General features: G+C 66.4%; 12 protein-coding genes. 9 read left to right on the plus strand and 3 right to left on the minus strand.

Annotated elements, in window-relative coordinates; all coding sequences use genetic code 11:
• The 9 genes from ABNS06_RS01500 to ABNS06_RS01540 all read left to right on the plus strand — a co-directional run.
• On the plus strand, nt 1–369 hold a 369-nt coding region (locus ABNS06_RS01500; protein ID WP_348672192.1), incomplete at its 5' end, for an alpha/beta hydrolase.
• Nucleotides 366–1088 (plus strand): ATP-binding cassette domain-containing protein, encoded by a 723-nt coding sequence (locus ABNS06_RS01505; RefSeq protein ID WP_348672193.1) that lies wholly within the window; start codon nt 366–368, stop codon nt 1086–1088. The genes ABNS06_RS01500 and ABNS06_RS01505, both read left to right, overlap by 4 nt.
• On the plus strand, nt 1085–2251 hold the full coding sequence (locus ABNS06_RS01510; protein WP_348672194.1) for an ABC transporter permease subunit: 1167 nt from the start codon (nt 1085–1087) through the stop codon (nt 2249–2251). Before ABNS06_RS01505 ends, ABNS06_RS01510 begins: the two co-directional genes overlap by 4 nt.
• Before the next feature lie 25 nt (nt 2252–2276).
• On the plus strand, nt 2277–2771 hold the full coding sequence (locus ABNS06_RS01515) for a sigma-70 family RNA polymerase sigma factor (protein WP_348672195.1): 495 nt from the start codon (nt 2277–2279) through the stop codon (nt 2769–2771).
• Nucleotides 2768–3349, plus strand: a complete 582-nt coding sequence (locus ABNS06_RS01520) for a hypothetical protein (protein ID WP_348672196.1) — start codon at nt 2768–2770, stop codon at nt 3347–3349. The genes ABNS06_RS01515 and ABNS06_RS01520 overlap by 4 nt, the downstream gene beginning before the upstream one ends.
• Nucleotides 3350–3430: 81 nt before the next feature.
• A complete protein-coding gene (locus ABNS06_RS01525; protein WP_348672197.1) occupies nt 3431–5038 on the plus strand; it encodes a hypothetical protein in 1608 nt (535 codons plus the stop codon).
• A gap of 72 nt (nt 5039–5110) precedes the next feature.
• A complete protein-coding gene (locus ABNS06_RS01530) occupies nt 5111–5254 on the plus strand; it encodes a DUF2256 domain-containing protein (RefSeq protein ID WP_348672198.1) in 144 nt (47 codons plus the stop codon).
• Nucleotides 5247–6770, plus strand: coding sequence for a cryptochrome/photolyase family protein (locus ABNS06_RS01535; RefSeq protein WP_348672199.1), 1524 nt, complete (start codon nt 5247–5249; stop codon nt 6768–6770). Before ABNS06_RS01530 ends, ABNS06_RS01535 begins: the two co-directional genes overlap by 8 nt.
• The gene (locus tag ABNS06_RS01540; protein ID WP_348672200.1) at nt 6770–7474 is read left to right on the plus strand and encodes a DUF3429 family protein; all 705 of its coding nucleotides are present in this window, start codon (nt 6770–6772) and stop codon (nt 7472–7474) included. Before ABNS06_RS01535 ends, ABNS06_RS01540 begins: the two co-directional genes overlap by 1 nt.
• Nucleotides 7475–7480: 6 nt before the next feature.
• On the opposite strand, the gene ABNS06_RS01545 is transcribed toward ABNS06_RS01540, so the two are convergent.
• The 3 genes from ABNS06_RS01545 to ABNS06_RS01555 all read right to left on the minus strand — a co-directional run.
• Complete coding sequence (locus ABNS06_RS01545; protein WP_348672201.1) at nt 7481–8809, minus strand: S41 family peptidase; 1329 nt, start codon at nt 8807–8809, stop codon at nt 7481–7483.
• 109 nt (nt 8810–8918) lie between these two features.
• Complete coding sequence (locus tag ABNS06_RS01550) at nt 8919–9809, minus strand: TIGR01777 family oxidoreductase (protein ID WP_348672202.1); 891 nt, start codon at nt 9807–9809, stop codon at nt 8919–8921.
• A 79-nt stretch (nt 9810–9888) separates the two neighbouring features.
• The coding region (locus tag ABNS06_RS01555) for a translocation/assembly module TamB domain-containing protein (protein WP_348672203.1) at nt 9889–10972 on the minus strand (1084 nt) is incomplete at its 5' end.

Genomic DNA, 10972 nt, shown 5'->3' on the forward strand with positions numbered 1-10972 from the left:
ACCTCGTTCCTGGGAGAGCAGATCTTCCAGTTCTGGCAGACGGCCTGCTCGGTGTGGCCCAAGCACGCGATCGCCGATGATTTCCACGAGCCGGTGACCAGCGACATTCCCAGCCTGTTGATCACCGGCAGCTGGGACCCGGTGACCCCGCCGTACACGGCGTATCAGGCTGCCGAAACGCTCTCGAACTCCAGGGTGCTGGAAGTACAGGGCGCCGCCCACATCGCCAGCACGCGCGGCTGCGTGCCCAAGCTGACGGCCGAGTTCATCGACACCGCCGACCCGTCCGCGCTGGATGCGGACTGCGTGAACGACATCAAGCCCAAGGCGTTCTTCATCGACGCCACCGGCCCGGAGATTCCCGAATGATCCACGCGGAACAACTCGCCAAGCGGTTCGGCAAGGTTCAGGCCGTGCAGGACGTGAGCTTCGAGGCGCCGGATGGTGCCATCACCGGCCTGCTCGGCCCCAACGGGGCGGGCAAGACCACGGCCATGCGCTGTGTCGAAGGCTTGCTGAAACCCGATACCGGGCACGTCACCATCGACGACATCCGGGTGGCCCGGCAACCGCGGGCGGCCCGGCGGCGACTGGGCGTACTGCCCGATCAGTTCGGGCTCTACTCGCGGCTCACCACGCGCGAGCACCTGGCCTATTTCGGCCGCCTGCACGGGCTGGATCGCCAGGCACTGAATGCCGCGATCGACAGCGTCGTCTCGCAGCTGCACATCGATGATCTGCTCGACCGGCGGGTTGAAGGCTTTTCCGCAGGCGAGCGGATGAAGGTGGGCCTGGCCCGGGCGCTGCTGCATTCACCGCAGAATCTGGTGCTGGACGAACCCACCCGAGGGCTGGACGTGATGAGCACGCGCAGCCTGCGCGACCTGCTGCGCTCACTGCGCACGGCCGGGCGTTGCATCGTGTTCTCCAGCCACGTGATGCAGGAGGTCGAAGAGCTTTGCGATCACCTGGTGATCGTGGGTGACGGTGTGGTCAAGGCCGCCGGCAGCCCCGCCGAGCTATGCCGCCAGACCGGGCATACCCGACTCGAAGACGCGTTTGTTCAACTGATCGAGGCCGCAGCATGATCCGCCAACTCTGGGCCGTGGCCCTCAAGGAATTCATTGACGCCCGCCGCGATCCGCGGTCGATCATGACGCTCGTCGGCTATTCGCTGATGGGGCCGGTGATCATGCTGGCCGCGTTCACCGCGCTGGTGGAAAACCAGACCCGCAACGAAAAGCAGGTGGCCGTTCAGCATCTGGAACGCGCACCCGGGCTCACCGCGCATCTGCAGGAGCATGGTTTCGAGCTGGAGGCGCTGGGTCCGGATGTCGACGTGACCGAAGCCATCGCCAATCACGATGCCATTCTGCGTCCGGCCAACGATTTCACCGCCATGCTGCGGGCCGGCCGCCCGGCGCAGGTCGAGCTGGTGCTGAACACCTCCAAGCCCAGCAGTCAGGCCATGGCGCGACGGGTGGAGCAGGCGGTGAACGCGTGGAGCGGTGAACTCGCCAGCCTGCGGATGATGGCCATGGGCGTCGCGCCGCAGGCGGCGCAGCCGATCCAGGTGCAAAAGCGCGATGTGGCCAGCCGCGCCGACCGCGCGGCGCTGGTGCTGAGCGGCTTTCAGGTGTTCGTGCTGATCGCCGCCTTCTTCGGCAGCATGCATGTCTGCATCGACGCCACCGCCGGCGAACGGGAGCGGCGGTCGCTGGAGGCCCTACTGGTGCAGCCGGTGTCCGCGTTCGGCCTGGTCGTCGGCAAGTGGCTGGTCGCGGCCTGTTACGGCCTGTTCGGAGTGGCGCTCACGTTGACCGCGATGGGCGTGCTGCTGCCGATGGCGCCCCTGGGCGAACTGGGCATCAGCTACCAGCCCACGCCGCTGTCGATCCTGACCATGTTCGTGCTGATCGCGCCGCTGGCCCTGCTTGCCGCCGGTCTGCAGATGCTCGCGGCCAGCTACGCGAAATCCTTCAAGGAGGCGCAGACCTATCTGTCGCTGCTGATGTTCGTGCCGATGGTGCCGGCCATGGCGGTGAGCTTCCTGCAGCTGGATTCCGAGCCGTGGATGTTCGCGGTGCCGGTGCTCGGCCAGCAGCAGTTGCTGGGCGAGGCGCTGCGTGAGGTCTCGCCGGATCCGATTGCGTTCCTGACCGCCTCGGTGATCGTCGTGCTCGCGGGCCTGGCCTGCGTTCTGGCCACGACACGCCTGTATGCCTCCGAACGCATGCTGCGCGGCCTGTGACGCGCCGGGCTTCGATACTGTCGACGTGAGCGACTTCGATGCACTGGTCGCGGAGTACGGCCCGGCCATCCAGCGTGTCGCCGCATCGTACGAACGCGACGCCGGGCTTTGCGAGGACCTCGTGCAGGACATGCTCGTGGCGATCTGGAAGGCCTGGCCGCGATTCCGTGGCGATGCCTCGCCGCGCACGTTCCTGCTGCGCATCGCCCACAACCGTGGCGCCTCGCACGCGATGACCGCCGCCCGCCAGCCGAGACAGACATCGGAAATACCCGACATGACCAGTCCGGACGGCACGGCGCTGGATGCCGCGGAGCGTCAGGAACAGGCCGACCGCCTGCTCGACGCCGTACGCGAGCTGCCCATGGGACAGCGGCAGCTCGTCACCCTGGCCCTGGAGGGCCTGAGCTACGCCGAGATGGCCGAGGTGCTGGACATCAGCGGCAATCTGGTGGGCGTGCGCCTCAACCGCGCCCGCAAGGCGCTCACAGAAAAGCTGTCCGTGGAGAGACACGCATGAGCGACTGGGAATCGATGCAGAAGGTCTGGCGTTCGGTGGAACCCGATCCGGCGTCCGAACCACTGAAGCTGGATACGAAATCCCTGAGCGATCGACTCCGAAAACGCTCGCGGTGGGTCCAGTGGTACATGGCGTCGGAAACCGTCGCCGCCCCCATCGCGCTCATCGTCATGGGCTGGGCATGGAGCCTGGTGGACAGCCCCATCGAGCGGCTTGCCCTGGCGACACTGGTGCTGTGTATCGGTGGCTACTGGCTGACGATTATTGCGGCATATCGGCGTCAGAAGGCGCCGGTTCCAGTCCGGCCATGGGCCATCCGGGCGCAGATGCTGCGAGTGTCGCGGTTCTGGCTGGTGGTCTGTCGCGCCGCGACTCTGATGTTTCTGGTCATTCTGCCGGTGCCCATCCTGGATGCACTGAGCCGGGGACTGGGCGAGCGCTGGCCTTACCTGACGTTCACGCTCGTCTGGTCATTTGCGTGGATCGTCGCCTGCCAGGTCCTGGCAAGGCGATTGTGGACGCGGTCTCGCGCATACTGCATCGGTGCCGCGCGAAAGGCGCCGTACAGAATTTTCTGACACGTCGCGGCCCCACTGGCCGACAGCATCGCCGCGTCGGGTCAGCAACACTGACATGTCAAACTCGCCCGACTTGGCCTCATGCGCGTGCTGCTAAAACGTTTGCCCATCCTGATCCTGCTCGGCGTTGTGCCGCTGGCCGCCTGTGTCAATGCCGAAGGTGGCGATGACGGCGCCCGCCCGCCGGTCACGAACCCGCCCGATCCGTCCGACCCCACCGACGACATTCCGCTGGGGGAGCCCGGGCCGACCTCCTACGAGCACATGCTCGAGTACCTGGACGTGGTGCTGGACCCGGCGTTCTTCGACGAGTGTCTGACCACGGATCTGGAGAACGAGTGGTACAAGTGCCTGCCGGGGCCGCGGACGGGCAGCAACCTCGGGCATGTGGTCCACGACTGGGGCGTCGCCCAGATGCGTGGCATCGACGGAATCGTGAACATCCAGCAGCAGCCGTTCCCGTTCCCGGTCTTCAAGCCGAAGAACTACGAGCTGACCATCGACACACCGGATGACGGGCCGTTCATGCCCGCGGTGTTCCCGTGGTACTTCCAGGGCATCACGCCGCCGGAAGGCATAACCGGCGAGATCATCGACATCGGCTCCAGCCGCCGCCTGAACCAGCTTCTGGGGAATGTGCTGGATCTGTTCATCGACCGGGACGTCAGCGGCAAGATCATCATGTTCACCGCGACCCAGGCCCTCAACGCCAGTGTCGTCGGTGCACAGGAAGTGCTGGACGAGGCGGCCAGGCAGGGCGCGGTCGGCGCCATCGTGGCCATCGAGGGCCCGGCCAACGAACTGGTCGCCCAGAACTACAACACCATCGAGGGCCTGCGTCCGCTGCCGACGGTGCTGGTCGGCGAATTCGACGGCGACCGCATCACCGAGCTGGATGGGCAGATGGCCCGGCTGACGGTGGACGCCACCGTGGGCCAGCCCGGCCCGGAAGGCTTCTCGTACAACAGCTACGCCTTCCTGCCCGGCGAGGACCGTGAACACTTCATGGTCATCGGTACACCCATCAACGGCTGGTTCACCGTGGGATCGGAGCGCGGACCCGGGGTCGGCGGACTGATCTATCTGGCGCGTTATCTCGCCGACCGAGCCAAACGGGAAGGGCCGCTGCCGTACACCGTGGTGTTCACCTTCACCGGTGCGCACGAGGTACTGGGATTCGGCCAGGAACGGGTGCTGCAATGCCTGGGGCCCGAGAATATCGCCACCTACGTGCATCTCGGCGCCGGGCTGGCCAGCCGCGGCTACATCGAGGTAGCCGGTGAACCCACCCCAACCGGCCTGGCCGCGACACAGCGGGCGCTGGTGATCTCGGAGAACACCCTGCTGGCACCCGCCGTCCTGGCGGCGTTCGGCGACACGGTCGCATCGCAGGCGCTGACGGTGTCCGCCGGTGGCGTGCTGAATCCCGGGGAGACCCGAGCCGCCTACGCCTTGCAGATTCCGACCTTCGGCATTTCCGGTGCGGGCCTGTTCCACCACTCGCCGTCGGACACCGCGGACAAGATTTCCGTCGAGTATCTGTCGTCCGTCATGGAGAGCTACCGCGACACGGTGGACGCGCTGCTGGCGCTCGACCCGGAATCGATCCGGGACGCCAACGGCGTGGCCAACGGGCTGGCCGGCGACCCGATCGGCTTCCAGTGCCCCGGCGAGATCGAGATTCCCTGATCGGCCTGAACAGGCATTGCACCCCGGGGGCGTGATTGCGGAGGCTTCGGCCGTTCTCATTCGGCCCTCGCCATGGTCCATCGCAAACCGCATCTGCCGAGCAAGCACTGCCCGGTGTGCAACCGGGCGTTCTCCTGGCGCAAGCGCTGGGCCCGTGACTGGGAGCGGGTGATCTACTGCTCGCGACGCTGCCGCGGCCAGAAGCACCATGCGTGATCTGATCGTCGTGCTCGGCGATCAGCTCGATCCCGGCCACGCCCTGATCGCCGACATGGACCCGGCACGGGACAGCGTGTGGATGGCCGAGGTGACAGACGAGGCGACCCACGTCTGGTCCCACCAGGCACGGATTGTCCTGTTTCTCGCCGCCATGCGGCATTTTCGCGACGCCCTGAATGTGCCGATCCGCTATCACGCGCTCGGCGAGTTCGAATCGCTGGGCGAGGCGCTGGCCGCCGACCTGGCGACGTTGAAGCCGGCGCGGGTTCGCGTGCTCAAGCCCGGCGACTGGCGCGTGGAACAGCGGCTGCGAGTGGCCTGCGAAGAGGCGGGTATCGACCTGGATATCCGGGACGACCCGCATTTCCTCTGTTCGCTGGACGACTTCGCGCGGTGGTCGCGGGGCCGCAAGCGGTTTCTGCTGGAGGATTTCTATCGCTGGCTGCGCAAGCGGACCGGCATTCTCATGGATGGCGAGCAGCCCGTCGGCGGTCGCTGGAACTTCGACGGCGACAATCGCGAGAGCTTCGGCCGGGATGGCCCCGGAACGCTGCCACCGCGACAGTCCTTCAAGCCGGATGCGACGACCCGGGACGTCATCAAGCAAGTCCAGGCGCGCTGGCCCGATCACCCCGGCGGGCTGGATGGATTCGACTGGCCGGTGACGCCGGTTCAGGCGCAGGCGGCACTGGATGACTTCATCCGGCATCGCCTGCCGGCGTTCGGACGCTTTCAGGATGCGATGTGGACGGACGCCGCGTTTCTGCATCACTCGACGCTGTCGGCGGCGATGAACCTCAAGCTGCTGGACCCACGCACCGTGATCGATGCCGCGGTCGCCGCGCTGGAGTCCGGCCATGCCCCGATCAACGCGGTCGAGGGTTTCGTGCGGCAGATTCTCGGCTGGCGGGAGTACGTTCGCGGGCTGTACTGGCGCGACATGCCGGGCTGGCTGGATGACAACGCACTGGGCGCGGATGAACGGCTGCCGTCGCTGTACTGGACTGGAGAAACCTCCATGCACTGCCTGGCGCAGGTCGTGGATCAAACGCTGCGAACCGGCTATGCGCATCACATCCAGCGACTGATGGTCACCGGGCTGTTCAGTCTGCTGCTGGGCGTGAAACCGAAAGCGATTCACGACTGGTACCTGGCGGTTTACGTGGACGCCGTGGAATGGGTCGAACTGCCGAACACGCTGGGCATGTCACAACATGCCGATGGCGGGCGCATGGCCAGCAAACCCTACGTGGCCAGCGGCAAGTACATCCAAAGGATGAGCAACTACTGCGCCGGCTGCCGGTATGATCCGGCCGATGCCACGACCGACGACGCCTGCCCGATGACCACGCTCTACTGGGATTTTCTCGCCCGGCACCAGGACCGCTTCGCCGATCACCCGAGGATGCGGTTTCAGGTTCGCAACCTTGCGCGCAAGAACAGCGGTGAGCGGGCGGCAATCTCCCGCCGGGCCAGCCGGATCCGCGAGCTGGCGCGACGGAGCGAACTCTGATGCAGGCGGACATGCTCCAGGACATCATCGCCAAGACGCCGATCGTCGTGATCGCATCGAAGCTCACCGATACGCGGACGCTGGAACGGCGGCTCAATCTGGCCGGGGTCGATTTCCGCATCGTGATGCTTGGCATGGCCAGCGCGGAGCATCGCGCCGCCTTCGAGGCATTGCGCGAGAGCAGCGGCCACAAACAATTGCCCATGGTCTTCGTCGACGGCCACTGCATCGGCGGCGAGCCCGAGTTGCTGGCCCACCCGCGGCTGAACCCGGGTCCGCGGATCGCCTGGCATCTGGGCCTGGCCGGCCTGCTGCCCATGATCGCCGGCGCCCTCGGCAGTCATCTTCAGATCGGGCTGATCGGCCCGCACATCTTCGATGCGACCCTGGCCTACGCGGTGCTGATCCTCGCGTTCATGGCGGGGACGCAGTGGGGTGGGGCGGTGCTGGCCCACGGCCGTCGCAACCACTCGCGCTATCTGATCTCGGTCATCCCGCCGCTGGCGGTGTGGCCCGCCTGGCTCATGGGCCCGGAGGCCACGCTGGTCGTGCTGATCGCCGGCTTCGGCTGGCTGCTGGCCGCCGACATCGGATGGGGCGCCGGCAAGACCTGGCCGTGGTGGTACATCCGGTTGCGGGCGGTGCTCACCGCCGGCGTGATGATCAGCCTGCTGATCCTGCTGGAGGCGGTCCCCGGACCCTAGCCGGCCCTAGTGCGCCCCAATCAGCGCCCGGACCCCGCTCAGATACTCGCTGCGGAACGTCGCGGCGCGCTTGCCGACCGCCGGGCAGGTTCCCGTCGTGATCACGTCCAGCGCGGTCTGGATCGACGCCTCGTTGCCCAGGTTGGACTCCAGGGTCAGCGGTCGCGACCAGTCATCCTCGGCCGGACAGTCGGGCGTGATGCCGTCGAAGTAATCACCCTGACCGTCCGCGTTGAGCGTCTGGAAGGTCACGGCAACCAGCGTCTTGTCGCAGAAATTCATCGGGTGCTGACCCACCGGCTTGCCGAACGTGGTGCTGCCGACGAGCACGACGTCGCTGAGGAAGGGCTCCAGTCCGTTGATCACCAGTTCGCTGGCCGAGGCCGTGGACTCCGTACCAATGATCACGACGCGATCCAGATCCAGCGCCTCGGTTTCGTTGAAGAAGCGTTCCACGAAGCCCAGGTCCGGATGATCGTCGTTCGCGGTCGCGTCGACGAAGATCTCGTTGTCACCGCTGTTCACGACGGAGTCTCCGGCGATCAGGCTGCCGAGCACGGTGGACGTCCGCACGCTGCCGCCACCGTTGTAGCGCAGGTCGAGAATCAGTTCGTCGACGCCGGCGTTGCGGAAGGTCCCGAAGGCCTGGCGCAGCGCGTCACGCGAGATGTCGGTGAAGAAATTGGTGAACAGCAAATAGCCAACCGTGGTGCCACCGGTGGTCTCGAACACCTGCGCGGTCTGCACGCTGTCGATGGTGACGACGGCCTTGGTCACGCTGACCGTGGTCGACGAGTTGTCATCGGGCCCCTGGATTTCCAGCTCCACGGTGACACCCACCTCGTCGGCCCCGAGCAGGGTGTCGAAATAATTCGGCTGGCCGGGATCGGAGGTGGGTACCTCGCCATTGATGCGCAGGATGCGGGTGCCGCGGGTGAGGCCGGCATCAGCGGCCGGACTGCCGCTGAACACGAGCAGGGCGGTCAGTTCATCAGCGTCGGTGAATCCGAGGCGCACGCCAAGTCCGGTGAATTCGCCCTCGTTCAGCAGCGAATTGAATTCCTGCTGATCCGCCACGTAGCTGTAGCTGCCGCCGAAGCGCGTTTCGTCCAGCGTGTGCTTCAGATCCTGCAGCAGCGCCGATGGCGAGGCATATGCGGAGGGGTCGGCGCCGTCGGCCACGAACTCGGCCCACAGGTAGGAGTCGCGAAGCTCGTCGTATACGTAGCTGTTCTGGCCGACGATGCTGCAATCCGACGGACCTGAGTCACCACCACCACCGCAGGCGGTCAGAGCGAGTACGGCGATCAGGCTGGGAATCAGGAGTCGAAACATGGTTTTTCTCCGCAATGCAGGGAAACACTGAACTCTTCACGTCATCTGGATCTTGCACGAAAAACGGCGCTGTCCTGGTGGTGTGAATAACCCCGTGTTTACCCAGAGCTTAGTCAAAGATGTCCGCGAACGCCGCCTCCACCGTATCGAACTCGTAGTCGAATCCGGCTTCGGTGGCAGCCACCGGAACCACGCGTTGTCCGGTGAGCAGCAGATGAGCCATCTCTCCGACCAGGAGCCTGAGCGCCCATGCCGGAATTGGCAGAAACACCGGCCGGTGCAGCGCGTGGCCGAGCGCCCGGGAAAAGTGACGGTTGGTGACCGGCGTCGGCGCCACCGCGTTGACGGCGCCGCTTAGCTGGGGATCGGACAGCGCCAGCTGGATCAGAGCGATCAGGTCCTTGCGATGAATCCACGACATCCACTGGTGACCCTCGCCCAGCCAGCCGCCCAGCCCGAAGCGAAACGGCGGCAGCATGGCCTGCAGGGCACCACCATCGGCGTCCAGCACCACGCCGATTCGCAGCCGGACAACCCGCGTGCCGAGCGCCTCAGCTTGCCGCGCCGCCGCCTCCCAGGCGTCGCACAGGCGATGCTGGTACTCGTTCACCGGCGCCGCGGTCTCGTCCAGCAACGTGTTCCCCTGAGCGCCGTAGAAGCCCACCGCCGAGGCCGAGACCAGCACCGCCGGGGGCTCCGGCTGCTGGCCCATCCACTGCACCAGCGTCTCGGTCAGGCCAACCCGGCTGTCGTGGAACATCTGCTTGCGACGGGCGTTCCAGCGGCCCGCGGCCAGGCTCTCGCCGGCCAGATTCACCACAGCGTCCACCGCCTGGGGCGCCGCGTCCAGCGTGGCGACACAGCGCACGGCGGCGGGTAGCCGGCGATGCGCGGCAATCGGATCGCGCGTCAGCACCGTCAGCCGCCAGCCGGCCGCGATCAGTTCAGGGATCAGCGCCTGTCCGATGAATCCGGTTCCGCCGGTGATCAATGCGTGCACGTTCGACCCTCGCGCCCATGGTCGTCCGGCAGTTTACGCCGCCGAGGCGGCTGCCGTGGAACGCTGAGCAACGCCCGGATCATTCACGCTCGATGGTGTAGATCAGGTCGCCACCGGTCTGCGTGCCCGTCTCGGTCTTGAACGTCCACTTGTCCGACAGCAGGTAGCGCAACCGGAAGCTCTGGCCCGGCTTGAACAGGGCAACGCCGTAACTGACGTACAGCTTGGGCGACAGGTACTTGCCCAGTACCAGCGACGCCTGGTCATTGGATTCGCCGGCCTGGGCGCCAATGCTGATCTCGTCCAGCCCGACCTTGTCCTGCAGCGTGTCGGCAAGAAAGCCGCCGCCCTTCAGCCCCAGCGCCAGCGCGGCATTGGCCAGCGCCGCCTGCTCGGTGCCGGTGGCTCCGGACTTGCGGTCCAGCGAGCGGCCGAGCACGAGATAGGACAACTGCTCCTGCTGCTGCATGCCGGGATCCGAATACAGTTCGAATTCGGGCTGGCTGAGCGGCCCGCGTACACGCACGCCAACCTCGATGTCCTCGGTGGGGTACCGCGACGCCTTCACGTCCAGACCCGGTTCCGTGATCGGTCCGCCGGCGAAGATCAGCCGGCCGCGACGAATGTCCAGGTTCTGCCCGTAGGCCTTGTACGCACCCTCGACCAGTCGCAGCTCGCCGGTGGCCGTGGTCTGGTTGCCCGGGCGGTCGCGCGCGGTGATCTGCCCCTCGATGCGCGAGGTCAGGCCGAAGCCATCGAAGCGCACCTGCTCGCCCAGTACGACATCCACCGTCGCCGTCAGCTCGATGGGGTCACCGGCGTCCTCCTCCGCGCGCGGCCCGACGATGACTTCGTCCTCCGAGGCCCGCACCAGGGTTTCGGACTCACGTCGTTGCGGGGTGATGTCCGCGGACGGAATCCGCAGCGTGCCCTGGAGATTCGCCTTCCGGTCCACCAGCGCGAAGTTCAGATCGGGTGACACGGTTACCCGCGCATCCTCGGTATTGAAGGCCAGGAAGCGATCGCCTTCTACCTTGGCGTCGAGCTGGCGGGTTTCGCCCAGCCGGGCTCGAGCCCGGGCGCGGATCTCGCCGTCACCCGACCTCGCCGACGCCTGCACCTGCAGCGACTCGGCGGGATTGCCGGTGACGGCGACGTTGATC

Source organism: uncultured Abyssibacter sp. (assembly GCF_964000955.1).
GTDB lineage: Bacteria > Pseudomonadota > Gammaproteobacteria > Nevskiales > OUC007 > Abyssibacter.

Excerpts from the sequence above, each read along its gene's own strand:
- ABNS06_RS01505 (WP_348672193.1), top strand. The coding sequence starts at position 366 with ATGATCCACGCGGAACAACTCGCCAAGCGGTTCGGCAAGGTTCAGGCC.
- ABNS06_RS01510 (WP_348672194.1), top strand. The coding sequence starts at position 1,085 with ATGATCCGCCAACTCTGGGCCGTGGCCCTCAAGGAATTCATTGACGCC.
- ABNS06_RS01520 (WP_348672196.1), top strand. The coding sequence starts at position 2,768 with ATGAGCGACTGGGAATCGATGCAGAAGGTCTGGCGTTCGGTGGAACCC.
- ABNS06_RS01525 (WP_348672197.1), top strand. The coding sequence starts at position 3,431 with ATGCGCGTGCTGCTAAAACGTTTGCCCATCCTGATCCTGCTCGGCGTT.
- ABNS06_RS01530 (WP_348672198.1), top strand. The coding sequence starts at position 5,111 with ATGGTCCATCGCAAACCGCATCTGCCGAGCAAGCACTGCCCGGTGTGC.
- ABNS06_RS01535 (WP_348672199.1), top strand. The coding sequence starts at position 5,247 with ATGCGTGATCTGATCGTCGTGCTCGGCGATCAGCTCGATCCCGGCCAC.
- ABNS06_RS01540 (WP_348672200.1), top strand. The coding sequence starts at position 6,770 with ATGCAGGCGGACATGCTCCAGGACATCATCGCCAAGACGCCGATCGTC.
- ABNS06_RS01545 (WP_348672201.1), bottom strand. The coding sequence starts at position 8,809 with ATGTTTCGACTCCTGATTCCCAGCCTGATCGCCGTACTCGCTCTGACC.